Origin of the sequence: Collinsella aerofaciens, from assembly GCF_964283865.1 — a bacterium.
Lineage (GTDB): Bacteria > Actinomycetota > Coriobacteriia > Coriobacteriales > Coriobacteriaceae > Collinsella.
On record NZ_CAXYLS010000017.1, the window covers coordinates 23,195 to 48,312 of the forward strand.

General features: G+C 58.7%; 17 protein-coding genes. 4 read left to right on the forward strand and 13 right to left on the reverse strand.

The window, feature by feature from the left end; all coding sequences use genetic code 11:
- Positions 1 to 43: 43 nt before the first annotated feature.
- The 10 genes from ACRX4W_RS08300 to uvrA all read right to left on the reverse strand — a co-directional run bounded on the left by ACRX4W_RS08300 (position 44) and on the right by uvrA (position 15,031).
- On the reverse strand, positions 44 to 895 hold the full coding sequence (locus ACRX4W_RS08300) for an acetylxylan esterase (RefSeq protein ID WP_432300011.1): 852 nt from the start codon (positions 893 to 895) through the stop codon (positions 44 to 46).
- Positions 888 to 1,865: an acetylxylan esterase gene (locus ACRX4W_RS08305; RefSeq protein ID WP_117564875.1), complete on the reverse strand. Its 978-nt coding sequence runs from the start codon at positions 1,863 to 1,865 to the stop codon at positions 888 to 890. The genes ACRX4W_RS08300 and ACRX4W_RS08305 overlap by 8 nt, the downstream gene beginning before the upstream one ends.
- An 80-nt stretch (positions 1,866 to 1,945) precedes the next feature.
- A complete protein-coding gene (locus ACRX4W_RS08310; protein WP_006236159.1) occupies positions 1,946 to 2,773 on the reverse strand; it encodes an ABC transporter ATP-binding protein in 828 nt (275 codons plus the stop codon).
- Positions 2,774 to 4,789: a dipeptide/oligopeptide/nickel ABC transporter permease/ATP-binding protein gene (locus ACRX4W_RS08315; RefSeq protein WP_035138893.1), complete on the reverse strand. Its 2,016-nt coding sequence runs from the start codon at positions 4,787 to 4,789 to the stop codon at positions 2,774 to 2,776.
- A 3-nt stretch (positions 4,790 to 4,792) separates the two neighbouring features.
- A complete protein-coding gene (locus tag ACRX4W_RS08320; RefSeq protein ID WP_055251823.1) occupies positions 4,793 to 5,749 on the reverse strand; it encodes an ABC transporter permease in 957 nt (318 codons plus the stop codon).
- A gap of 157 nt (positions 5,750 to 5,906) precedes the next feature.
- Positions 5,907 to 7,520, reverse strand: a complete 1,614-nt coding sequence (locus tag ACRX4W_RS08325; RefSeq protein ID WP_117647497.1) for an ABC transporter substrate-binding protein — start codon at positions 7,518 to 7,520, stop codon at positions 5,907 to 5,909.
- Positions 7,521 to 7,885: 365 nt separating this feature from the next.
- Entirely contained in the window at positions 7,886 to 9,826 is a 1,941-nt protein-coding gene (gene uvrC / locus ACRX4W_RS08330) for an excinuclease ABC subunit UvrC (protein ID WP_432300015.1), read from the reverse strand.
- A gap of 6 nt (positions 9,827 to 9,832) precedes the next feature.
- On the reverse strand, positions 9,833 to 11,413 hold the full coding sequence (gene murJ, locus ACRX4W_RS08335) for a murein biosynthesis integral membrane protein MurJ (protein ID WP_432300017.1): 1,581 nt from the start codon (positions 11,411 to 11,413) through the stop codon (positions 9,833 to 9,835).
- A gap of 105 nt (positions 11,414 to 11,518) precedes the next feature.
- Entirely contained in the window at positions 11,519 to 12,019 is a 501-nt protein-coding gene (gene ybaK / locus ACRX4W_RS08340) for a Cys-tRNA(Pro) deacylase (protein ID WP_117855078.1), read from the reverse strand.
- A gap of 132 nt (positions 12,020 to 12,151) precedes the next feature.
- Positions 12,152 to 15,031: an excinuclease ABC subunit UvrA gene (gene uvrA / locus ACRX4W_RS08345; protein ID WP_432300019.1), complete on the reverse strand. Its 2,880-nt coding sequence runs from the start codon at positions 15,029 to 15,031 to the stop codon at positions 12,152 to 12,154.
- 193 nt (positions 15,032 to 15,224) lie between these two features.
- On the opposite strand from uvrA, the gene ACRX4W_RS08350 reads away from it, so the two are divergent.
- The 4 genes from ACRX4W_RS08350 (at position 15,225) to ACRX4W_RS08365 (ending at position 21,347) form a co-directional block, all read left to right on the forward strand.
- Positions 15,225 to 17,378, forward strand: a complete 2,154-nt coding sequence (locus tag ACRX4W_RS08350) for an LTA synthase family protein (protein ID WP_158549377.1) — start codon at positions 15,225 to 15,227, stop codon at positions 17,376 to 17,378.
- A 145-nt stretch (positions 17,379 to 17,523) separates the two neighbouring features.
- Positions 17,524 to 18,354, forward strand: a complete 831-nt coding sequence (locus tag ACRX4W_RS08355; protein ID WP_022094864.1) for an Mrp/NBP35 family ATP-binding protein — start codon at positions 17,524 to 17,526, stop codon at positions 18,352 to 18,354.
- Positions 18,355 to 19,626: an NAD(P)/FAD-dependent oxidoreductase gene (locus ACRX4W_RS08360; protein WP_117640773.1), complete on the forward strand. Its 1,272-nt coding sequence runs from the start codon at positions 18,355 to 18,357 to the stop codon at positions 19,624 to 19,626. It begins immediately after the preceding gene.
- Between the two features lie 80 nt (positions 19,627 to 19,706).
- Positions 19,707 to 21,347, forward strand: coding sequence for an NAD(P)/FAD-dependent oxidoreductase (locus ACRX4W_RS08365; RefSeq protein ID WP_117817427.1), 1,641 nt, complete (start codon positions 19,707 to 19,709; stop codon positions 21,345 to 21,347).
- Between the two features lie 65 nt (positions 21,348 to 21,412).
- Here ACRX4W_RS08365 and uvrB read toward each other — a convergent pair whose 3' ends face one another.
- The 3 genes from uvrB to coaE are packed head-to-tail and all read right to left on the reverse strand — an operon-like array spanning position 21,413 to position 24,920.
- Positions 21,413 to 23,653, reverse strand: coding sequence for an excinuclease ABC subunit UvrB (gene uvrB, locus ACRX4W_RS08370; protein WP_432300023.1), 2,241 nt, complete (start codon positions 23,651 to 23,653; stop codon positions 21,413 to 21,415).
- A 51-nt stretch (positions 23,654 to 23,704) separates the two neighbouring features.
- Positions 23,705 to 24,286, reverse strand: coding sequence for a lytic transglycosylase domain-containing protein (locus ACRX4W_RS08375; RefSeq protein ID WP_432300025.1), 582 nt, complete (start codon positions 24,284 to 24,286; stop codon positions 23,705 to 23,707).
- A complete protein-coding gene (coaE, locus tag ACRX4W_RS08380; RefSeq protein WP_432300026.1) occupies positions 24,279 to 24,920 on the reverse strand; it encodes a dephospho-CoA kinase in 642 nt (213 codons plus the stop codon). The genes ACRX4W_RS08375 and coaE overlap by 8 nt, the downstream gene beginning before the upstream one ends.
- Between the last annotated feature and the right edge of the window lie 198 nt (positions 24,921 to 25,118).

Here is a 25,118-nt window from a genome sequence, read left to right on the forward strand (position 1 = left end):
GCGGCCCTATGCCACCCACTCTTGTTGGCAGTGTCCAGGCCGTCTAGGCCAAAGAACACGAGTAGAACGTTTGGTTAAAGAAGTCGACGACTTCGTTTTCGAACGCATTGATGCGCTCATGAGCGTATTTGGCATAGATGATATGCCTCCGGTCACACTCAAGACCGTTGAATACGGCAAACTGATCCTTGGGATCGCTCACGGTATCCATAAGCGATGTGCCCATGAGCACCGATCCGCGCACCCGAGACGACAGCGCCTCGAGGCCGCCAGGAAGCGGATTGGCAACCGCCGTGCAGGCGAGGCCCCGCTCGTCCAGAGCAGAAACCGCCAGCGCGACTCCGCCGCCAAGACCCTCGCCCCATGCAAAGATGCGGTCGGGGTCCATGCCATCAAGATTGCGCGCGACCTCCGCCAACGCGCAGCCCCAACGGACGCGCCTGACAAAAGCAGGCGAGGTAATCCCCTGCCGCAGATCGCTGGGTCCAATCGCCTCATCGTCCAGCGCAAGCACGGCATATCCCATGGCCGCAAACCTCGTCATGTGATGCCATCCCCGCACGGGTCGGTCGATGTCGTGAAACATCAGACATAGCGGCACAAGCTCGGATGCTCGGGCGCGACCGGCAGGCTCGATCAAACGTGCGTGGACCACATCGCCACCAAGCTCAAAGGAAACCTCGGAGTAGCGGGCATACGGATTGGCGAAATCGATCGCCGTAATGACCAGGCCTTGAATCTCAAGATCCATAGCACATGTCTCCAAATCAGAAACATCTGCCTGAACATCACCGTGCCAGTCCCGATATTCAGAGAGCCTTGACGAAACCGTCCCGGGAATCCCCACAAGGTCGGGGACAATCAGCTCATTGACATTGCTCTCGCACTTAGACATGAGCCTCCCCTCCCTTGCAGAAAAACGGAATGATCAGATCGTCAAAATCCTGAATCTCCTCGTGGCCAAAGCCTTCAAAGAACTCATGACGCTTTTCACAGGTCAGGTTGTTATAGACCGCAAACTGCGTCGCTGGCGGACAGACGGTATCGGCTGTGCCGGTGCCAAACAGCACGGGGCATTTGACCATAGGGGCAAAGTTCTTGGAATCGAAGTACGCCAGCTTGGCATAGGCTTCGTCGATACGAGTCGAGTCCTCGTCAAACCAGCGAGACCAATAGCGCAGGCCCTCGTAGGCAATGTCGTCGGCATCCAAGTCCCAGACCAGGCGGAAATCCGACAGGAAGGGATAGAGGATGGCGGCGCGATTGATAAGCTCGCTGTTAAGTGCACAGGTCGCAATGCCCAAACCGCCGCCCTGCGACGCGCCGTTCACAAACACACGGGCAAGATTGATGCCCTCGAGCTCGCGAACGATGCGACACAGGATGCGAATATCTTGGTGCAAGCGGACATAGTAGAGGTTGGCCGGGTCGCCGTCGATACCGGCGACGATATGGCCCGCGACCGTTGTGCCCTCAAATCCACCAATGTCCTCGGAGGGACCTCCTTGACCGGGGCAGTCGAGGGCGATGAGTGCCATGCCCATGCCCGCAAACGACGCCTGCTCAAACCAGCTGCGGCTTGCACCCGGATATCCATGGAACTGAAGTACCAATGGCACGGGCTCGTCCGAGACGGGTTTAAGGTACTTGGCATGCAGGCGAGCGCCACACATGCCGGTATACCAGAGGTCGAAAAGCTGGCAGGTCACGGCATCTGTGACCGATGCCGTCTCGATCGCATAGTCAAGCCCGACCGCGTCGGCCTCGGCCATGCGATCCTTCCAAAAGAGATCGAAATCTGATGGACGGGGCATGGCGCCTCGATATTCACCAAATTGATGTTGTAGCTCCTGAGCACTTGGCATGGCTCGTGAACCCAACCTTTCGAAATCGCAACGGAGGTGGGCCCGGCAAGGGAACCGGGCGCACGGGAGGGAAAGCGAGGCTACTCGCCGAGCTTGGGATGCAGCAGCGACGGCGCAGCGCCGAGCAGCATCTTGGTGTAGGGGTCCTGGGGGTGCTGGAAGACCTGCTTGGCCTCGCCCTGCTCGACGATCTTGCCGCCATTCATAACGATAATGTCGTCAGAGATATAGCGGACGGTCTGGATGTCATGGCTGATGAACACCATGGCCAGGCCGAGCTCCTTCTTAAGGTCGGTCAGCAGGTTCAGAATCTGCGCGCGGACCGAAACGTCCAGAGCCGAGGTGGGCTCGTCGGCGATGATGGCATCGGGGTTCAGCGACAGGGCACGGGCAATTGCGACGCGCTGGCGCTGGCCGCCCGAAAGCTGGCCGGGAAGAACCTCGGCGGCGGAACTGGGCAGACCGGTGAGCTCCAAGAGCTCCTTGACGCGCTTCTCCTGCTCGGCCTCGGTACCCAGGTTGTGAACGCGCATGGGGTCGAGCAGCTGCTCGCGAACGACCATGCGGGGGTTGAGCGCCGTAGCCGGATTCTGGAACACGACCGAGATGACGCGGCCCATGTGACGACGGTCCTCGGCGGTACGCTTGGTAACGTCCTTGCCCTTAAAGTAGACCTTGCCGCTCGTGGGGGCCTGCAGGCCGCACATGACGTTGGCGGTGGTGGACTTACCGCAACCGGACTCGCCGACGATGCCGATCGTCTGACCGGGCATGAGCTTAATCGTTACACCCTGGACGGCGTGAACCAGGTTAGGGTGCAGAATCGAGCCGGTACGGGTCCTAAAGGTGACGTGGACGTCATCAAGGAAGATGATCGGCTCGACGCCGTTGACTGCGGTCTCGCTCATCTACATCACCTCCGCGTGAGGGGTCAAACCATTTGCCTTGAGCACCTCGTCGGGGAGCTCGGAATAGAAGTGCTCGGTGCCGGGCACGCGCTTGAAGACCGGACGGGTGTCCAGGCCAATACGCGGATGGCTCGAGCGGGGCGCGAAGCGATCGCCCTTGGGGAAATCGCGCGGGCTCGGAACGGCGCCGGGCACCTGGTGCAGGCGGCCCGAACCGCTCTCGATGGACAGGACGGAACCCAGAAGACCGCGGGTGTACTCGTGGATCGGGTTGGTGAGCAGCTCCTTGGTGGGCGCCTGCTCGATAACCTGACCGGCGTACATCACCGTGATGTTATGGGCGACCTCGGCGACCAGCGCCAGGTCATGCGAGACGAAGATCATGGCAAAGCCGAGCTTGGCCTGAAGGTCGTTGAGCAGCTTGATGACCTGCTTCTGGACGGTAACGTCCAGGGCGGTCGTGGGCTCGTCGCAGATGACCAGCTTGGGGTCGCGGGTAAGGGCCATAGCGATCAGAACACGCTGACGCTGGCCACCGGAAAGCTCATGCGGGTAGCTCTCGAGTGTACGCTTGGGGTCGAGGCCCACGAGCTCCAGGAGTTCCTCGGCGCTGCGGGTGCCGCCGCGCTTGGTGAGCTGCTTCATCTGGGCAGAGATGAGCATGGAGGGGTTGAGCGAGGACAGGGCGTCCTGATAGACCATGGCGATATCGGTACCGCGCAGGCCGAACCACTCCTTCTTGCTCATCTTGAGCAGGTCACGGCCCTCCCAGAGGACCTCGCCGGAAAGATGTTCGTCATCGTCGGTCAGACCCATGATGGCCAGCGTGGTGATGGACTTACCGCAACCGGACTCGCCCACCAGGCCCATAGTCTGGCCAGGACGGACGTCAAAGTTGACATGGTCGACGACGTTGATATCGCCGTGGTGCTCAAACTGGATGCAGAAGTCACGGACCGAAAGGATCGGTTCGACAGACTCGTCGGGCACATGGCGATCGTCACGCTTGAGCTCGACATCGCGCAGGGCTCCAAGGCGAGCGGAGAGGGACTGGGCCTGCTCCTTGTAGGCGCGAACGGGGTCGGAGACCAGCAGGTCGGCCTCGCGGCGCTTGGAGGAATCGGTCGGATCCAGGGCGGCGGAGGGAGCAGCGGCCATGGCGTCGGTAATGCCCTCGGAGAGGATGTTGAGCGCCAGGCAGGTGATCATGATGGCCAGGCCCGGGAACAGCGCCTGCCACCAACGGCCGGCGAGTACGCCGCCGCGGGCGTCGGCTAGGATATTGCCCCAGGTAGCGGTGGGCTCCTGGATACCAGCGCCGATGAAGGTCAGCGAAGCCTCGAAGATGATGGCGTCGGCGACCAGGGTAACGGTGAAGACCATGATCGGGGCGATGCAGTTACGCAGAACATGCTTGATCAAAATCCACGGAGCCTTGGCGCCGGAAACGATGACCGCGCGGACATAGTCCTCGCCGTACTCGGACACGATGTTGGCGCGCACGATACGGGCAATCTGCGGAGTGTACATAAAGCCGATGGCGAAGATGATCGACGGCACGGAGTTGCCCAGGATGGAGACGAAGACGGCCGCGAGGGCGATGCCCGGGATGGACATGATGATGTCCAAGATACGCATGATCGTCTCGGAGACGGCCTTGCGCGAAACCGCTGCAAGGGCGCCCACGACCGAGCCGCAGACCAGAGCCATGGCAGTGGCGCCAAAGCCGATAATCAGCGAGTAACGACCACCGTAGAGCATACGCGACAGAATATCGCGACCCTTATCGTCGGTACCGAAGATAAATCCGTTGCCGGGAGCCTGGCGAGCCGTAAAGATCTCGACCGGGCTATAGGGGGCAAGAAGGGGCGCCAGAATCGCAGTCAGGGCGACCAGCACCAGCACGACGGCGGCAATCTTAGAAGACAGCGTCATCTTCTTCCAGCCACCGAGCTTGAGCCCCTTGGAGGCAGCCTTCTCGAGCTGCTCGGTTTGCTTCTCTCGAATCTTTACCATAATCTACACCGTCCTGATGCGCGGGTTGATGAGCAGGTAGAGCATGTCAACCACGATGTTGATGATGATGAAGGCAAGAGCAACGACGATAACGACGCCCTGAACCAGGTTCGCCTCGTTGCCCTGAACGCCCTGCAGAATCGCGGTGCCCATGCCGGGGAGGTTGAAAATAACCTCGATGACGACGGCGCCGCCCATGAGGTAACCGATCTTAAGACCGAGGGTGGTGACCGGGGTGATCAGCGCATTGCGAAGAACGTTGATACCGACGACGACCTTCTCGGGAACGCCGGCACCGCGAGCCATACGGACATAGTCCTTGTCGAGCTCCTCGACCATGGCGGTACGCACGATACGAGTCATCTGGCCCGTCAGCGGAAATGCCAAGGCGATGGCGGGCATAATCATGCGGCCCAGATAACCAGCCGGATTCGTGGTGAAGTGAGGCAGAGCACCCGATGCCGGGAGCACCTTAAGGTAGGAAGAGAACAGCAGGATCAACAGAACGGCAAGCCAGAACGACGGGGTTGCCAAGCCGGCGATGGAAAAGACGCGGATCACTTGGTCCGGCCATTTGTCGCGATACAGTGCCGCGATGACGCCGAGCAAAAACGAAACGACCGCACCGATGGCAAGGCCGATGAAGGTCAGCTGCATCGTGACAGGCAGGGCCGTGGAGATGCGCTTGGCAACGGAGTTGCGAGCAGCACCATAGGTGCCCATGTCGCCATGGATCAAATCGCCCATATAGCGCACGTAGCGCACGGGCCAGGGGTCGTCCAGACCATACTTCTCATGGTACTCGGCAACCGCCTCGGGCGAGGCACCGTCACCCAACGCCGTGTAGGCGGGGTCGGTCTTGGAGAACGACATAAGGAAGAACACCAGGACGGTGACGCCCAATGCCATGATCGGCAGCGCCACAAGACGCCTTCCAATCAAACGTAGCAAGTTGTTCACGTTCTCTCCCCTTTCTTTTGTCGGTAGGACCAACTGGTATATGAGTACGGATACTCATTACAAGACCCGAGCGACATCGAGGTCGCCCGGGTCTTTGTTTCAACTATGAGGATACGGTCCCAACGACCGACATCCTGCATACAGACTCAAGCGAGTCTTACGCCTTGACGGTCGCAACGCCCCTGAAGGACATGCTCGTCGTGCCGATGCCCTTGAAGCCATCGAGGGCCTCGCCGTTGGGCGCAGTGGACGGATCGTCCCAGGAAGCGGAGACGGTCTTGACGTGGACAACGGGGTACAGAACGGCGTTGTCGGCAATGATGTCGAAGCACTCGTTCCACTTCTTCTGCTGCTCGTCGCCCTCGGCGGCAAGAGCCTCGTCCATGAGACTGTGGAGCTTCTGCCACTCAGCGGACTCCTTCCACGGGCAACGGGTCTGCATCCAGACGTTGTCGCCGTACCACCAGTTGAGCAGCAGGTCGGGGTCGGCGCCGAAGCAGGAAGGATCGCCAGGGGCAAGGAGGATATCGTAGGCCTCGCCGCCGTCGATGGCAGCGTAGGTGGCCGGCGAGGTATCGGTCTGGATGGTCACATCGAAGCCGAGAGCGTCGAGGTCGTTCTTGACCTGGGCGGCCATGCCCTTAATCTGCTCGTTGTCGGTGGTGCGCAGGGTGATGGCACCCGGGGTGATGCCAGACTCCTCGATGAGCTTCTTAGCCTTCTTGGCGTCGGTCTTGTACACCGTGGAAGCCTCATGATAGTTGGTGAAGCTCTTGGGCAGGTAGCAGCTGGCAGCGGTGGCAAGGCCGGCGAAGGTGTTGCTGACCATCTTCTCGGTGTCGAGCGCATACATGACAGCCTGACGGACCTTGACGTTGTTCCAAGGCTCCTTGGCGACGTTGAACATGATGAAGCGGGTGCCGAAACCCTGAACGTTATCGATCTTGCAGCCGGCGCTCTCGAGCTGGTCGACGGCGTCAGCGGTAACGAGCTCCATAACGAGCGTGGAGCCCTCCTGCTGAGCGGTAACGCGAGCGGTGGGGTCGGTCAGGATGCTGTACTGGATCTTCTTATCCTCAGCAGCATACTCACCGTTGTACTCGGGGTTGGGAACCAGGGTGATCTCGGTATCGGAGATAGAGTCGTACATCCAGGGGCCGGAGCCGATCGGCTGCTTGGCGCGATCCTCCTCGGTCTGGGTGGCCGGGGTAACGCGGACGATGGCCAGACGATCCTTGAGCAGGGAGAAGTTGGGGACCTTGGTCTTGACCGTCACGGTGCTGGCGTCCTTGGCCTCGATGGACTCGAAGGGCTGGAAGAACGGAGCATAGGTAGCGGAAGCGGCGCAAGCGGTGTAGGAGGCAACGACATCGTCAGCGGTGACCTCGGTGCCATCGGAGAACTTGGCGCCCTTGCGGATGGTGACCTCGAAAGTGGTGTCGTCCACAGACTTGGGATCGTCGGTGGCGAGCTCGTTGAAGGTGCTGTAGTCGTGGTAATCGATGCCGTAGAGGCCCTCGACGACGTGCCAGTTAGCACCCAGGCCCACAGCGGAGCCGGTGCTGGCGGGATCGAAGCTGGACGGAGCGTAAGCGGAACCAGCGGTGATCACGCCGCCGCCACGGTTGGCGGAATCGGTGGAACCGGAAGCGGAACCCTCGTCGCTAGAGCTGCCACCGCAGCCGGTGAGACCAAGCCCTGCGACAGCAGCGACGCTGCCGGTGAGGCCGAGGAACGAACGCCTGGACATACCCTTGTTGATGATGGCCATGTCTTCTCCTATCAATAGAGAATCTTACCCGGGAGCACCTAGACGCGCCCCCGCGCAACTTGCGGACGATATATACCTTACCTACCGACGAGCCCAACTGAGGTGCCGCGCTCGGCGACCGATACATACATACGCTTGAACGGTATTTACTACCGTTCACCGAATTCATTGACAAACGATTCGCCAGACAGTATGTATCGACGAGGTGAGATATCAGTCTTCGTCAACCCGCAGAATAGCAGGGTTGTTCACCATGGCTAGTCAAACGTTTTAGCGTTAATAAAACCCGAAATCGGCTGGTAATCGCCGTGAAATACATGATTGAAAATCACGCAATCATGTATATCAGTGGTTTAGAGGCGTGTTTAGTTTTCGGATTGCTTTGCCGCCGCCTCGGCGCGCTCGGCATTCCATGCAACGAGCGCCTCGTGAACCGCTTTGGCGACATCGGCAGGAATGCCTCGAACTTCCGCGATCTCTTGCTCGCTCGCCGCGCGCAAACGCTTCATCGAGCCAAAATGGCGCATAAGGGCACGTTTTCTGGTGGGTCCCACGCCTGGAACGTCATCGAGTACCGAAACCGTCATGGCTTTATCGCGCAATTCGCGATGGAACGTGATGGCAAAACGGTGCGATTCATCGCGCACCTGTTTAATTAGATAGAGCGACGCGGACCCGGTCGGCAGCACGACGGGAGTCTCGTCCCAAGGCACAAAAACTTCCTCATCGGCCTTCGCCAAGCCACAAACTGGTATATCGAGCCCAAGAGCCTCAAGTTGCTTGATCGCAGCGGTCAATTGCGGCTTACCGCCATCGACAACGAGCAAATCGGGGCGCGAGCCAAAGCGCTCGTCGGCCATGCGCTCGGGAGCATAGCGTCGTCCCAAAACCTCGGACATCGACACGAAGTCGTTTGCCTCGTCCAATTCGGCCTGGATTTTAAAACGACGATACTGGCTCTTGTCGGCGCGCCCGTTGGTAAACACCACCATCGAGGCGACCGTAAAGGTGCCATGCAGCGTCGAGATATCGAAGCACTCGATACGCAACGGCGGCGATGGCAGCGCCAACGCACTTTCGAGCTCCAGGAGCGCTTGATTGGTGCGGTCGTCAGCGTACCCCGTTCGCATCATGTAGCGCATGAGGGCATGGCGCGCATTTTTGGATGCCATATCGAGCAGACGGTGCTTTTCGCCACGCTGCGGCCTATGGAGATGGCAGGAACGCTCACGCTTGCCCGCAAGCCACTCCCCCAGCGCCTCCGCATCCTCAAGCTCGACGGCAAGGTTGACCTCAGCTGGAATATCAGCCGTCTCGTCGTAATAGCGCTTAAGAAAGCCCGACTGGAGCTCTTCCTCGTCAACATCAAGACCCTTGTCGAGAATGAACTCGCAGGTGCGAACTGTTCGGCCCTCGCGAACGACGAAGACGCAAGCGGCGGAGATGGTCTCCTCGCGATAGAAACCGATGACATCGATATCGACACTGGAGGGAAAAACGACTTGCTGACGATCGTCCAGACCCCTGATGACCTCCAAACGACGTTTGACGCGTGCCGCGCGCTCAAAGTCGAGCGCCTCAGCGGCATCCGCCATCTCGGAGGTCAGCTCATCGACGACATCCTTGCGATGGCCCGACAAAAAGTGCTCGACACGCTTGACGTTCTTGGCATAGTCTGCCGGGGAAATCGCGCCGACACACGCACCTGGGCCGCGCCCGACATGGTAGTCAAAGCAGGGGCGCCCGTTTTGCGCGCAAATCATATTGACGATGTCTTCCTCGCCCTTGTGGGACTCGACGATACGGCGACAACGACGCCACTCCGCACAGGATGCGGAGCAGATGGGGATAACCTTGCGCAGCGTATCTATCGTCTCACGTGCCGCGCGGCTATCGGTATAAGGTCCAAAATAGCGCGTTCCCGGCTTATGACGCTCACGCGTGTATTTGATAGCGGGATACAGGTCGCCCTTTGTAATGGCGATAAAGGGGTAGCTCTTGTCATCCTTGAGGTCGACGTTAAAGTACGGATGGTACTGACCAATCAAATTGCGCTCGAGCACCAACGCCTCGTGCTCGGTCTCCACCACGATATAGTCAAAGCTCGCCACCAGCTGCATCATCAGCGGGATCTTCTGGCGCTCGTCCTGCAGCGTCACGTACTGACGCATACGGGCGCGCAGGTTTTTCGCCTTGCCCACGTAGATGACATCGCCCTTGGCGTCTTTCCAAAGGTAGCAGCCGGGCTGCGTGGGAACGCGCGAAACCTGCTCGGCAAGCGTTGGAATGTTGTCGTGACCGGCCACGCGCACCTACTTGCGACGAATCAGCGCCGAGACCTCGGGCATCTTAAGGACGACGGCAAGGCCAAAGGTAACAGCAAGCGAGACGACACCCGCAACGCAAACGTAGCCAAGAGTAATCAGAATCGAGCCGCCAAGTGCCCCGACAAAGTGCTCAAGCGCCCACATGACGCCGGCGCCTGCGGCAGCACCCAGGCCACCGAGCAAAAGGCCAAAGAACCCGCCATGCAGGATAGATTTGACCTGAAGACCACGCAGGCGACGACGCAGCCACCACAGCGAGCAACCGACCAAGATCACGTAGTCGACGACATACGAAAGCGCGATTGCCGGCATACCGAAGCCCAGCACAACGCCAAACAGCAAAACCGAGCCCGCCTGGCCGATGGCGGAATACAGACAATAGCGGCTATAGGGCTTCATGTCGAGCAAGGCAGAGAAGCTCTTCTGCATCAGCACGACCACGCCGTAGAGCGGCAGGGAAAGTGCCAGGTAGATAAGGAACTCCGACACCAGCGCCACACCGGACTCATCGAACTTGCCAGCGCAGTAAATCATGTTGAGCGGACGCGCGAAGACAATCAGGTACAGCGCGAATGGAATCAGGAAGAACAGCATCTGGGCGACGCCACGCGAAATGCCCGTGCGGACGCTGTCGTAATCCTTCTCCTGTGCGTCGTGAGAGAGCTCGGTATAGAGCGCCGTCGAAAGCGAGGCGGCAATCAGCGCGTAGGGCAGCGTGTACCACAGGCGCGCATAGGCGATGACGGAAGGACCAGTCTCGGGCTGGACCACCAGCGCAGCAGCGTTGGTGATAGAAGTCGAGACAAACATGCACACCGTGGCGAGCAGCGTCGGGATACCGAGCGCAATCGTCTGGCGCAGTGCGGGGTCCTTAAAGTCGATATGGATATGGGGATGCACGCCGTGCTTGCCAAGCGCGGGGATCTGACATGCCATCTGAACAAAGACACCGAGGGTCGTACCGGCCGCAATCAAGATGATGCCGGCACGTTCGCCAAACTGTGCGGACACGGGCGCAAAGCCCATAAAGCTCGCAATGACGATCACATTGTTGAGGACCGGGGCAAACGTCGACCAGAAGTAGTCGCGGTGTGCGTTGAGAACGCCCGAGAACACCGAGCCCAAACCATAAAACAGAATCTGGATGGCGAAGAAACGGAACATGAACGCAGCGGTATCCATGCTGCCGCCGTCACCCGAAAGGAACGATTGCGTCCAAATAAAGCCCGGAGCGAACACGGTCCCCAGCAACGAAATGCCACCCAGCACCAATAGCAGAATACCGAGCAGGTTGCCCACGTACTTGTTCGAGGCCTCGCGACCCTGCTCACGCCTCACGCCCATGTACACGGGCAAAAACGCCGTCACGAGCATGCCGCCCATCACGAGTTCGTAGAGCATATTGGGCAGGTTGTTGGCGACCTGATAGGAGGACGAGAGCAGCGACATGCCGATAGCGGCCGCCATTGCCCATGTGCGGATAAAGCCGGTGACGCGAGACACGATGGTCAGGATGGTCATAAGCCCGGCGGAACGACCAACCGTGGAGTAGTCCGACGAGCCCATATCATCAGTGCCATCTCGCGACGAAGAAGCTTCGGATGAGGGTGTCTGAGGCGCAGATTCTTCTGCAAAATGAGCTCCGCGCTTCAATTCTTCCTGCGGCATCGCTCAGTCCTCTCTCGTAATCGCGGCAACTGTCGCCCCGCAAAACGCAATTAAATCATCAGGTGCAAGCTCGAGCTGATAACCACGCTTGCCTCCCGAAATAAAAATGGTATCCCAAAGGACACATGTCTCATCAATGAGCGTCCGGTAACGTTTTTTCATACCGACCGGACTGCAGCCGCCGCGAACGTAGCCAGTCGCCGCAAGCAAATCCTTCACATGCATCATGGCCAAGGACTTCTCCCCCGCGGCACGCGCAGCGGACTTTAGATCGAGCTCGTCGGCAACAGGGATGCAGCACACGACGTGGTCGTTGGACGGCGTCACGCAGACCAAGGTCTTAAATCCTTGACCGGGCTCCTCGCCAAGCTGCTCCGAAATCGCGACCCCCAGGCCCGCCGACTCATCACCATCGTCTTCGTACGTATGTAGAACATAGGAAATGTCGGCGCTTTCCAGCTCGCGCATCGCATTGGTTTTTGGCGTCTTTACAGCCTTTGCCATGACATATCCTTTCCCTCGCATTCGGACGCAAGGATTAAGTATATGTCCAATTCGGCTGCATACGTCACTTCGACACAGCAAGCGCCATCGAATCACAAGGAGTCGATGGCGCCCATAAACTGAATCGCCTATTTATTGAGCATCAAGTTGAGCCTGACGCTCCCGGTCACGCCTGAGCAACGGCGCCAAAAACTTGCCCGTATAACTCTGCGGACAGTCCGCAACCTGCTCCGGTGTGCCCGAAACCACGACGGTTCCGCCGCCGTTACCGCCCTCGGGGCCCATATCGATCAGGCGGTCGGCAACCTTGATGACATCAAGGTTGTGTTCAATCACCAGCACCGTGTTGCCCGCATCGACCAAGCGCTGCAGCACATCGAGCAGCTGGCGGACGTCCTCAAAATGAAGGCCGGTCGTCGGCTCGTCCAAAATATAGAACGTCTTGCCCGTCTGGCGTCGATGAAGCTCCTTGGCGAGCTTCACACGCTGCGCCTCGCCGCCCGAGAGCGTCGTAGCGGGCTGGCCCAGGCTCACGTAGCCCAAGCCTACATCGTACAGCGTCTGGAGCTTGCGCTTAATCTGCGGGACATTCCCAAAGAAGGCCAGTGCCTCGGTGACGCTCATGTCGAGCACGTCCGAGATGGTCTTACCACGGTAGGTGACCTCAAGCGTCTCGCGGTTATAGCGTTTGCCGCCGCAGACCTCACAGGGGACATAGATATCGGGAAGGAAGTGCATCTCGATCTTAATTTGTCCGTCGCCCTTGCATGCTTCGCAGCGACCGCCGCTCACGTTAAAGGAGAAACGTCCCGGCGAGTAGCCGCGCGCCTTCGACTCCGGCGTACTCGCAAACAGCGCGCGCAGATCATCCCACAGGCCAATGTACGTAGCAGGGTTGGAACGCGGCGTGCGGCCAATCGGCGACTGGTCGATATCGATAACCTTATCGATACACTCGATGCCCTCGATTTTCTTATACGGACCCACAGGGCGCGTCGAACGGTGAATGGCATTCGTAAGGGCAGGTGCGATAGTGTCGGTAACCAGGGAGCTCTTACCCGATCCCGACACGCCGGTAACGACCGTAAGCGTACCAAACTCGATCTTGGCGGTAACGTTTTTGAGGTTGTTGGCGCGGGCGCCCGTGATCTTAAGGCAGCCGCGACCGGGCTTGCGGCGCTCATCGGGAACCCGGATCATTCGTTTGCCGGTCAGATAAGCGCCCGTCATCGACTCGGGACACGCCATGATATCGGCAGGCGTTCCCGCCGCGACTACGTGTCCGCCGTTCACGCCCGCGCCGGGGCCCATGTCGATCACATAGTCGGCAGCACGAATCGTATCCTCATCATGCTCGACGACGATGACGGTATTGCCGATATCGCGTAGGCGCTCAAGCGTCTTGATCAGGCGCTCGTTATCGCGCTGATGGAGGCCAATCGATGGCTCGTCCAAAATGTACAGGACATCCATGAGGCCGGCGCCGATCTGCGTTGCCAGGCGAATGCGCTGGGCCTCGCCTCCGGAAAGCGTCGCCGAGGCACGATCGAGGGTCAGATAGTCGAGTCCGACATCGACCAGAAAACGCAGGCGCTCCAGGATTTCCTTGACGATGCGTCCGCCGATAAACTGTTGGCGCTCGGTGAGTTCCAGGCCCTCAAAAAACTCGAGCGACTCACGGCACGACAGACAACAAACCTCGTAAATGGACTTGCCGCCCACGGTGACGGCGAGCATCTCGGGGCGCAAACGAGCGCCGTGGCAGCTCGAGCACGGCTCCTCGCGGATGTACTTCTCCAAGCGCGCCTTGGTGTTCTCATTCGTCGTCTCGGTATAGCGCTCGTACAGGATATTGCGCACACCCGAGAACTTGGTGTCCCACTGGCTGCGGCGCCCATCGAGCTTTTGATAGTCGACCGAAATCTTCTGGTCGCCCATGCCGTCTAAAAACGCACGACACACCCGCGGAGGCAGATCCTCCCACGGCGTATCGACGCTCACCTTAAAGTGTTTGCAGACCGCAGCGAAAATCTGCGGATAGTAGTTAGAGTTGCCAAACAGGCTGCCAAAGACCCCGTCGGCGATCGACTTCGAGGGGTCTTCGATTAGGGCCTCGGCATCGACCGTCTTCTTAAAGCCCAGGCCATCGCACTCGGGGCACGCGCCATAGGGCGCGTTGAACGAGAAATCACGCGGCTGCAGGTCATCGATGGAGTGTCCATGCTCCGGGCACGCTAACGCCAGCGAATACTCCAGCAACTCGCCTTCGGTCCCCTCGGGAGCGTCGCGGTCGGGCAGCAAGTATACGTTCACATTGCCGTGCGCCAGCGCAGTCGCCTGTTCAACGGACTCGGCAATACGGCCCAGCGAGTTCTCGCGAATCACGATGCGGTCGACCACGACCTCGATATCGTGCTTGAATTTCTTATCCAAATCGATAGGGGCATCAAGCGAGCGAACCTCGCCGTCGACACGCACGCGGCTAAAGCCCTCGGCGCGAAGGTCCTCAAACAGCTTGGTGTACTCGCCTTTTCGCCCGCGCACCACCGGTGCCAGCACAAACGCGCGGCGGCCCTCCCCCGCCGCCAGGACCTTATCGGCGACCTGGTCGGTCGTCTGGCGCTCAATGACGCGGCCGCATTCGGGACAGTGCGGGGTGCCCACACGGGCGAACAGCAGACGCAGATAGTCATAAATCTCGGTTACGGTGCCAACCGTCGAGCGAGGGTTTTTAGATGTCGTCTTTTGGTCGATCGACACCGCCGGCGAAAGGCCGTCGATTGAATCCAAGTCGGGTTTGTCCATCTGGCCCAAGAACTGGCGCGCATAACTCGAAAGGCTCTCGACGTATCGACGCTGGCCCTCGGCATAGATAGTGTCGAATGCCAGCGAACTCTTGCCCGAGCCAGAAAGACCGGTAATGACCACGAGTTGGTCACGCGGAATGGAAACATCGATATCACGGAGGTTGTGCTCACGAGCGCCGCGAATAACGATAGAGGAATCAGACATGGAAGCTCCTTGCCTCCTATTGCATCGAATCATACTGCCGATGAGTTTAGCGCACTCGACGCGCACAGATGTTCGTAATACAAGATTCGCAGACCTTTAGCTTTGCGTATCGGGCGCTTTGTTTCTCGAAATGCCGTGGAAAGGTTACAGTAATCTAATACTGAACTTAATTTGCTGTACCAGAGGAACGTCCATGACCGAAGATATCCCCCTTGAAATCACTTCGAGCGACATGGCCAATCTGCCCATATTCATCGCCGTCCTTATCGTGGCCGCCGTCGTCGTGCGCGTGTATTTTTCAATCAAACGCAACGAAAAGCCACCCATTGCCCGCGTCTTTTGGTGCGCGACGCTCCTCATCCCGCTCGGCGTGGTAGCTGCATGGATTACGAATCAATCGCTCGTAAATGAGGGCAGCTCCCTATGGGTCCTTTCTTATTCGGCGCTCGGTGCTGCCGCCGTCATGCTTCTTGTCGAGCCCTTGGTTTCGGGACTTATCGACCAAACCGACCTTGCGACGGGAACGGTTGCCTGTATTTGCCGCGACATCCTTGTCATCGCCGCTGTTTCAGCGCTCTCGTTCGTTTCAATCGAAATTGCCTGCAACGAAACGTTCTATCGCATTCCCGCCAACTCATTCGGGTTTTCCGTCGGGTTGCTCGCGACGGTTCTGCTCTCCCTTTATTTGCTGGGACAGCGTCATGGAGGCGTCATGGTCCTCGTGCCCGTCGTCTGTTGCGTCCTTGGCATTGCCGAGCACTTCGTCATAACGTTTAAAGGCGAAGCCATCCTGCCAAGCGATATCTTGGCCCTTGGCACCGCAATGGAAGTGAGCGAGGGATACGAGTTTACCTTTACCGCCGGAATCGTAACCTCTCTCGCCCTGCTGGAGATTTCCCTGGGGCTTCTTTCGCTCATCCGACCGCGAAAGCTCCGTACGCCCACCCATGTCTTCCCCGCTATCGCCGCTAACCTCTGTGCTTTTCTGCTAGTGACCGTTGTGGGGCTCTCAGGCTTTTCCAACATCGACTTGGAGCAGGCGCTGGATTTTGGATTTGACCGTTGGCAGCCCATCACCACGTATGCGTCTCAGGGTTTTATCACTTCGTTCACCGAAATGGTCAACGAGTTGCCCATTGAGAAGCCCGAAGACTATACGCCCGATGAGGCGCAGAGCATCGAGCAGGAGCTCGCCGCCGTCTACGACAGCACATATGGCTCGAGCGAACAGCGCGCGGCGGCCGTTGCCCAGTTCAATGAAATCAAGCCGACGATTGTTGCCGTCATGAACGAGAGTTTTAGCGACCTTTCGTGCTTTGAGCAGCTCCAGGCGGCCGGGTACTTCGGCCCCGCATTCTACAACTCGCTTCCCGACACACTTGTTCGCGGCACCATGCTCGCTTCGGTCGCCGGTGGCGGAACGGCGAACTCCGAATTCGAATTTTTGACCGGAGCGACAACGGCCTTTGTCGGATTAGGCAAGATCCCCTATCAGCTGTATCAGATGAATGGCGTAAACAGCCTGGCAAAGGACCTTAAAGAGCTTGGGTATACCACTACCGCTATGCACCCGCAAAACCCCGTCAACTACCATCGAGATAAAATCTATCAGCAGCTGGGCTTTGGAGACTTTCTTTCAATCGGCGATTTCGAAGGTGCGCCCTATTACCATGCCGGCGTATGCGACTACGCCACCTACGACAAGATACTCGACCTGCTTAGAACCGACGAAGCGCCGCAGTTCATCTTTGACGTCACGATGCAAAATCACGGCGGCTACGACTATGGCACCGTTCCCGCCGAAGAGCTGACAAACTATTGGGTCGAGGGAGCCAGCGAAGGCGCCAACAGCGCGCTCAACACCTATCTCACCTGCATCAACGCATCCGACCGGGACCTCGAGTACTTTATCAACGAGCTCCGCAACATCGGCAGACCGGTTGTTCTTGTCTTTTTTGGCGACCATCAGCCGAGCGCCGCAACGACTCTCAACGACGAGCTGTACCCTCAGGAAGATACGGCAAGCCACGCTTTCCGTATCTATCAGTCGACATATCTCGTCTGGGCTAACTATGAGATCGCCGGCAATACCGAGCTCAACGTCTACGACACCGTCGGGGCAAACGAGATTGCAGCCATTACCCTTAATAAGATCGGCGCCCCGCTCACCAATTACCAAAAGGCCCTGCTTGCGACAAGGTCAGATGTGCCCACCATCAATGTCGCCGGCTATCTCGGTGCCGACGGGCTGCGCTACGACTTGGAATCGGAAGACAGCCCCTACGCCTCGACGATCGACAAGCTGCAGCGCATGCAATACCTCGAGTTCGCCAGCAAAGTTCAGTAAGCCCGCCCATTCGCTTGGGCCCATCGTATTGCAAGCACGCTCGGCCCAAACGCATCGCAAATGACTCCCGCTCGCAAACGAGGGTACAATGACGCTCGTGTCACATCGCGGGGCCCCGGCCCCAGCATATACAAAGGAGTCATACATGGGTTGCGAACACGCACAGGCCGCCGGCGGACAAACGTCGCCGTCGCAATTTGAGGAGAACACGCTGTCCGAGGTCAAGCGCGTCATCGCCGTGCTTTCCGGCAAGGGCGGTGTCGGCAAGTCATTTGTCACCGGTGCCATCGCCACCGAGCTTGCCCGTCACGGCCACAAGGTCGGCGTCCTCGATGCCGACATCACCGGTCCCTCTATCCCCAAGATGTTCGGTATGAGTGGACGCCACGTCCATGCCCTTGGCAACCTTATGCTGCCCGAAATCTCCGAGCACGGCGTCAAGGTCATGAGCTCCAACCTGCTGCTCCAAAACGAGACCGACCCCGTCCTTTGGCGCGGTCCGGTCATCGCAGGCGCCATTAGGCAGTTCTGGAGCGAGACCTCGTGGGGCCCCATCGACTACCTGCTGGTCGACATGCCTCCGGGAACAGGCGACGTCGCGCTCACCGTCTTCCAGTCGCTGCCCGTCGACGGCATCGTCATCGTCACGAGCCCGCAGGATCTGGTCTCGATGATCGTCGCCAAGGCGGTCAACATGGCCGAGAAGATGAACGTCCCCATTCTGGGCATTGTCGAGAACATGAGCTATATTGAGTGCCCCGACTGCGGCAAGAAGATCGAGGTCTTTGGCAAGAGCAAGCTCCCCGAGGTCGCAGAGCGCTATAACCTCGACATCTTGGGGCAGCTTCCCATTAATCCGGCACTCGCCGAGGCCTGCGATAAGGGCGAGGTCGAGACCGCGCTGCCCGATGGCATGTTGCCCAAGGCAGTCTCTGCCGTCGAGGCTATTACCCCGCACGAGACCGACGAGGCCTAAGTGAACGCGAGCGCCTTCTATGACGTCCTGGTAATCGGCGGCGGGGCTTCAGGCCTCGCCGCCGCCATTACGGCCGCACGCGTTGGCAAAAGCGTCTGCATCGTTGAGCGCGATGTCGCCTGCGGCCTTAAGCTCCTTGCGACCGGTAACGGCCGCTGCAACCTCTCCAACGAATCGATCGATCCTCAGCGGTATAACCACCCAGCATTCGTCACATCCGTCATGGGCCCCCAGCCCGAACAAGAGCTTATGGGTTTCTTCTCCTCGCTGGGTATCATGACAACCTCCGAGGAAGGCCGGCTGTACCCGCGCTCCCTTCGCGCCGAATCGGTGCGCGACGCGCTTCTCAACGTTTGCGACCGCCTAGGTATCACCTTAATCTGCGGAGCCTACGTTGCCTCGGCGCACAAAGCTTCCGAAGGCTGGGCACTCCAAATAGACCGTCCAGCGCGGGCGCTCAAGGCAAAAAAGCACGACGACCGAAAATCGGAGCTCCGCTCGCTTCGGAAAGCGCTCGCCGATGCCCCTCGCAAGAACGTGGCCCTGCAGGCACATGCCGTAATTATCGCCACGGGCGGCAACCCCACCGGTATCGCCGATACGTTTCGCCTCCCCCTCACTTCGCTGCGCCCCATCCTCTGCCCCGTATCGGCAACGGTCTTTGGCGATCGGGCGGCGCTCAAGACGTTGGATGGCCTGCGCGTCCGCGCCCGCTTGACGCTCGCCCGCAATCATAATGAGCTCTGGCACGAAGACGGTGAAGTGCTGTTTCGAACCTTCGGTATCTCGGGCGTCGCTGTCTTCAACCTCTCTCGTCGTATCCAGCACGGCGATACGATCCTGCTCGACGTTTTCCCCGACCTCTCCAAAGACGAGTTGCTCGATACGCTCAACCGGCGCGTTGAGCTGCTCGGCGGCTTTTCGCCCCGCGATCCCCGTTGGCTCGACGGCATGCTCGCCCCGCAACTCTCCCGCGTCGTCTGCACAGCGTTCGAGCAGTGCCATCCAGGCTCCAACGATGTCATCCACCTGGTCTCGATCCTCAAGCACTTTAAGTTGCTCGTCAAGGGAACAGCCGAGGAGCGCTCAGCGCAGGTCACGCGTGGTGGCGTATCTGTCGAGAGCATCTCAACACCCAGCCTACGCGCGCGCAGCGTTGTCGACGCCCCGCTTTACGTCTGCGGTGAAGCGCTCGACATCGACGCCGATTGCGGAGGCTTTAACCTTGCGTGGGCCTGGATCTCGGGCATTCGCGCTGCAAGCAGCCTGTAGCCGCGCAGTCTATAATCAAAAACGCATTCGGGCCGTCTGGGATACCGGACGGCCTCTTTCTTGCCTCTAAGGAGACCTCGATGATCGAAATCACCCAAGTCAACGCGTCGCTCGATGAAGCCGACGATGAAAATGCCTGTCTCATTGTTGGCAAGCGAGTCGCCAAGCGCGTCCTACGTTGCAAGGACTCCGAGATCAAGTCCATCGAGCTCCACCGCAAGTCAATCGACGCTCGCAAAAAACGAGACGTCCATTTTATCCTGAGCTTTCGTGTTGAGCTGACTAGTCCCCACCTCGAGCGAGAAGCGGTCGACAGCGTTGCCGAGCGTGACCGCTCGCGCGTACGCGCGATAGAAGACGATGAGCCTTCATTCCCCTCCCCCGCCTCCGACGCACCTCAAGAACGCCCTGTCGTTGTCGGCGCCGGATGCGCCGGCCTTTTCGCTGCGCTTACGCTCGCCGAAGCAGGTCTTAAGCCCTTGCTCATCGAGCGCGGCGACCCGGCATTTCGCCGCTCGCAGGCGATCGACCTCTTTCTAAAGGAGCGCATCCTCGACCCCGAGAGCAATATCCAGTTTGGCCTGGGCGGCGCGGGGACCTTCTCGGACGGCAAGCTCAATACGGGAACCAAAAATCCCGCCCATCGCCTTATCCTCGAAACCTTCGTCGAGGCGGGTGCGCCCCGCGATATTCTGTGGGATGCCAAGCCGCACATTGGCTCCGACATCCTTCCCACGGTCGTAACCGCTATATCCCAGCGCATCGAGCAGCTCGGAGGTGTCGTCCGTTATCGAACGAAGCTCGTCGACATTCGCATCGACGCGTCTGGCGCCATCACCGGTATTGATGTCCAATCGTCCCAAGACACCGCTTGCGAGCCAATCGAGACAAAGCACCTCATCCTCGCCTGCGGGCATTCTGCTCGCGATATTTTTGAGCTCCTTAAGGACCACAACGTGGTCCTCGCACAAAAGACCTTTGCCATGGGCGTTCGCATCGAGCATCCGCAGCGCGACATCGACCGAGCCCAATTCGGAGCCTCGGCGGGACATCCTGCCCTCGGAGCAGCCCCCTACAAGCTCGTCGCCCATCTTCCCAACGGCCGCAGCGTGTTCTCGTTTTGCATGTGTCCCGGCGGGCAGGTTGTCGCCGCCTCTTCCGAGCAGGGCCACTTGTGCGTCAACGGCGCCAGTCTCAATGCCCGCGACGGACGCAACGCAAATGCCGCCCTGCTCGTTAACGTCACGCCTGAGGACCTACCCAACGATGACCCACTCGCCGGCATCGAGCTCCAGCGCGCCTGCGAGGCGGCCGCCTACCGCCTGGGCGGTTCCAACTGGAACGCACCGGCACAGCTCGTCGGAGATTTCCTCGCAGGACGCGCCAGCAAGGCGCCCGGAAAGGTAAAGCCCACCTATCCGCTCGGTGTGACCTGGACGGCAATTGACGAAGCCCTGCCGCAGCATATCGTCGAGTCGCTCCGCCTAGGACTTCCCCTACTTGGAAAAAAGCTACGAGGCTACGACCGCTCCGATGCTGTCCTTACCGGCGTGGAGACTCGCTCGAGCTCACCGGTCACCGTCACCCGAGACCGAACATGCCATGCCGTGTCGACCCCGGGCCTCTACCCTTGCGGTGAGGGAGCTGGATATGCCGGCGGCATCATGAGCGCCGCCACCGACGGCATCCGTTGTGCCGAAGCCCTGATCGCAGACCTCTAACGCACGAATTCCAGCGCGCAAAAGACGCATGCCCCGAGCTCCGCAGGGAACTCGGGGCATGTTCGCTATTTCTTAAACCGTGCACCCTGGCGTTTTCTGCCCGATGCGAACGTGGAACCCTTGCGAGCCTGCGAACGTAAGCGCTCGATCGTCTCGTCCTCAGACGCACCCTCGAGCATCGCCCGAATCTGAACGACGGCATCGCGCAGGCGCGCCGCCTCCTCAAAGTCCATGGCGGCAGAAGCGTTACGCATATCCTCTTCCATGGTTTCGACGATCCGCACGAGCTCGTCATGCGGCAGTTCTTCCAACTGCTCCGCAAGTGTCTGCTCGGGCGCCACCGTTTCCGGCACGCCACCCTCGCCCGACTCATCGGGCGTATAGAATGCGCCATGGCCAAGAGAGTCGCCCTTCGAGCGTCCCTTGGAACCCACGGTTTTTTCGGCCTCGGCAATAAAACTTGAGATGTCGTTGATGGCCTTGCGCACCGTCTTGGGCACAATGCCATGCTCTTCGTTATATGCCATCTGAATCTCGCGACGGCGCTGCGTCTCCTCGATGGCCTCTTTCATCGAATCGGTCATAACGTCTGCATACATGATGACTTCGCCATCGGCGTTACGGGCCGCGCGGCCAATCGTCTGAATCAGCGAACGGCGGTTGCGCAAGAAGCCTTCCTTATCGGCATCGAGAATTGCCACCAGTGAGACCTCGGGGAGATCCAAGCCCTCGCGAAGCAGGTTGATACCAACGAGAACATCGATCTTTCCCTCGCGCAGCGTTCGCAGGATCTCGACACGGTCCATCGTCGCTGTATCGGAGTGCATGTAATTGACCTTAATGCCGGCATCAAGCAGATGGTCGGTCAGGTCCTCGGCCATGCGCTTGGTGAGCGTGGTCACCAGTACGCGCTCCTTGCGCACCACGCGCTCGCGAATCTCGTCCTCAAGATCGTCAATCTGCCCACGAACCGGACGCACATCAATCTTGGGGTCGAGCAGACCGGTCGGACGAATAATCTGCTCAACGTCGTTCTGGCTCACCCGCAGCTCATAGTCGCCCGGTGTGGCCGAAACATAGATAAACTGGGGTATCCTCGCCTCAAACTCATCGAAACGAAGTGGGCGGTTATCGAGCGCCGAGGGCAGACGAAAACCGTGTTCCACCAGCGTCACCTTACGCGAGCGGTCACCTTCGTGCATGCCGCGAATCTGCGGCACCGTCACATGGCTCTCATCGATGATGCAGAGCATATCCTTGGGAAAGTAATCGATCAGGGTAAACGGCGGCTCACCCGGCTTGCGACCGTCCAGATGACGCGAGTAGTTCTCGATACCGTTACAAAAACCCATGGTCTCGAGCATCTCAAGATCATAATCGGTGCGCTGCTGCAGACGCTGCGCCTCGAGCAACTTATCAGTCGCCTTGAGCTCGGCCACACGCTTCTCGCACTCTTCGCTGATCGATTTCAGAGCCGCCTTGACCTTCGGCTTCTCGGTCACGTAGTGCGAGGCCGGCCACACGGGGATGGCCTCGTACTCACGAAGCATCTCTCCGGTGACCTCATCGATCTCGGCAATCAGCTCGACCTCGTCGCCAAAGAACTCAAACCGCAACGGATGCTCGGCATAAGGCGGATACACGTCGACGACATCGCCACGCACTCGGAACGTGCCGCGCGCCAGGTCATAGTCATTGCGATCATATTGAATGTCGATAAGTGCGTGGATAAAGTCATCGCGCTCGAGCGGCACCTTCTTGTCGACGTTTGGAGCCAGACCCGCATAGTCCTCAGGAGAGCCAATGCCATAGATACACGAGACCGATGCGACAACGATCACATCGCGTCGAGAGAGCAGCGATGCAGTCGCCTGATGTCGCAGCATCTCGACCTCTTCGTTAATCGAGGAGTCTTTCTCGATATATGTATCGCTTTGCGGCACATACGCCTCGGGCTGATAGTAGTCGTAGTACGAGACAAAGTAGACCACAGCGTTGTTGGGAAAGAACTCTTTGAGCTCGCTCGCAAGCTGAGCGGCGAGCGTTTTATTGGGAGCCATGACAAGCGTCGGCTTCCCCAGGGCCTCGATGGTTTTAGCCATCGTAAAGGTCTTGCCCGAACCAGTCACGCCCAGCAAAACCTGATAGCGATCTCCATCCCTCACGCCCTGCACAAGCGACTCAATGGCCTTAGGCTGAGAACCTGCAGGCTCATAAGGAGATACAACCTTAAATGGCACCTCAGAGCCCTCAACGCCAAAACGTTTGAGCTCTCCTCCAACACGCTCAACTTCAAATTCCGCCATGGATACTCCTAACTCATATATCTGCAGTATACGCAGGCGGCAGGCATAGTCCTATACGAACCGATCGGGATAGAGGGTCTTATAGCGAACCCAGGCATTATTGACACGAATCAGATACGCCTGCGTCTCGGGAAAGGTGATTGCATTATGAAGCGAAGTGCTCTGCTGCGCCCAACCGTCGACATTGCCCATGCCAGCGTTATAGGCAGCAATGGCACTGTCGGTCGACCCGTTAAAATACGTTAGAAGATACGAAAGATACGCACAGCCAAACTCGATGTTCGTAGCGGGATCGTTAAGGTTGTCGGCTGAATACTCGCTACCATCGACAAGACCTTTGGCAATCATATCCTGGGCAGTCTCGGGCATCAGCTGCATTAATCCCCGAGCGCCTTGATTCGACTCGGCCTCGGGATCCCAATTCGATTCCGACTTTATGACAGCACACACCAGATACGGATCAAGATTGTGCGAAATGCTCGATTGCTTTACGTACGCCTCGTAGTCAATCGGATACAAAGGCTTAAAGAAAGCGGCAGGAGCATACGAGTAGACGAGCGAAATAAGGCCAAAGACGAACACAACGGCAAGTGACGCCACGCGATACCACGTAAAGAAACGTGTCCTAGGCATCGACCTCCTCCTTATCCACTACATCCCCGAAGCCATGGCGCACAAGCCAAGCGTCCAGTTGTTCAAAGAGCGAGTTATCGCCCGCCGCATTATCGATTACCGTCGAAGCGAGATTGCAAAGCGAAGCCTCATCAGGTTGGCATGCAGAACGCGCATCAAAATCAGAGGGCTCCATACCACGATGAATAGCACGCCCGCGACGAACTGCTAAAGGAGCGCTGATAACCAGAATTTCATCAGCCAGGCCAAAAGCATCCTCAAAACCAGTCGGGGCAGAAACCTCGACAACCGCAAAGGGATAACAGGGGGACGAAACCGTGCAGCAAACCGGATCAAGAATCCTCAGTGACAGCTGCTCAATGAGAACGGGGTGCACAATGCTATTGAGCCTCGCGACCGCATCAGGAGAAACAAAAGCTCGAGAAGCGAGGATGTTACGGCGAACGCCGCCCTCCTCGTCCAAAATATCCCAGCCAAATTCTTCCGCGAGGGCATTGACGATATCGGAGCCTGGCACATACAGCGATTTGGCAAGCTCGTCCAGATCGATAAGCATGGCGCCATGAGATTCGAGATAGCGGCAGGCAGTCGACTTACCCGAAGCAATATTGCCCAAGACAAAAACGGTAAACATCAAGTCCTCCCTAACGCCAATGGGAGTTATTATCGCGCAAATACAAAAGAAGGACTCAAAATACAGCCAAACAGTAAGACAAGCTAAAAGAAGGCGAGTTCTTGTATTACAGCTCTCTATAAAACGCAAAAAAGGGGGAGGCCGCGAGGCCTCCCCCTTCTTCAAGTCATCCGACGGCTCGGTGCCGTCCACCGGTCA

What these genes read in the sequence shown, in the direction of transcription:
- ACRX4W_RS08375 (WP_432300025.1), bottom strand. Translation starts at nt 24,286, where the DNA reads ATGCCTAGGACACGTTTCTTTACGTGGTATCGCGTGGCGTCACTTGCC.
- uvrB (WP_432300023.1), bottom strand. Translation starts at nt 23,653, where the DNA reads ATGGCGGAATTTGAAGTTGAGCGTGTTGGAGGAGAGCTCAAACGTTTT.
- ACRX4W_RS08355 (WP_022094864.1), top strand. Translation starts at nt 17,524, where the DNA reads ATGGGTTGCGAACACGCACAGGCCGCCGGCGGACAAACGTCGCCGTCG.
- ACRX4W_RS08325 (WP_117647497.1), bottom strand. Translation starts at nt 7,520, where the DNA reads ATGGCCATCATCAACAAGGGTATGTCCAGGCGTTCGTTCCTCGGCCTC.
- coaE (WP_432300026.1), bottom strand. Translation starts at nt 24,920, where the DNA reads ATGTTTACCGTTTTTGTCTTGGGCAATATTGCTTCGGGTAAGTCGACT.
- uvrA (WP_432300019.1), bottom strand. Translation starts at nt 15,031, where the DNA reads ATGTCTGATTCCTCTATCGTTATTCGCGGCGCTCGTGAGCACAACCTC.
- ACRX4W_RS08310 (WP_006236159.1), bottom strand. Translation starts at nt 2,773, where the DNA reads ATGAGCGAGACCGCAGTCAACGGCGTCGAGCCGATCATCTTCCTTGAT.
- ACRX4W_RS08315 (WP_035138893.1), bottom strand. Translation starts at nt 4,789, where the DNA reads ATGGTAAAGATTCGAGAGAAGCAAACCGAGCAGCTCGAGAAGGCTGCC.
- ACRX4W_RS08365 (WP_117817427.1), top strand. Translation starts at nt 19,707, where the DNA reads ATGATCGAAATCACCCAAGTCAACGCGTCGCTCGATGAAGCCGACGAT.
- murJ (WP_432300017.1), bottom strand. Translation starts at nt 11,413, where the DNA reads ATGGGCTCGTCGGACTACTCCACGGTTGGTCGTTCCGCCGGGCTTATG.
- ACRX4W_RS08305 (WP_117564875.1), bottom strand. Translation starts at nt 1,865, where the DNA reads ATGCCAAGTGCTCAGGAGCTACAACATCAATTTGGTGAATATCGAGGC.
- ACRX4W_RS08300 (WP_432300011.1), bottom strand. Translation starts at nt 895, where the DNA reads ATGTCTAAGTGCGAGAGCAATGTCAATGAGCTGATTGTCCCCGACCTT.
- ACRX4W_RS08350 (WP_158549377.1), top strand. Translation starts at nt 15,225, where the DNA reads ATGACCGAAGATATCCCCCTTGAAATCACTTCGAGCGACATGGCCAAT.
- ybaK (WP_117855078.1), bottom strand. Translation starts at nt 12,019, where the DNA reads ATGGCAAAGGCTGTAAAGACGCCAAAAACCAATGCGATGCGCGAGCTG.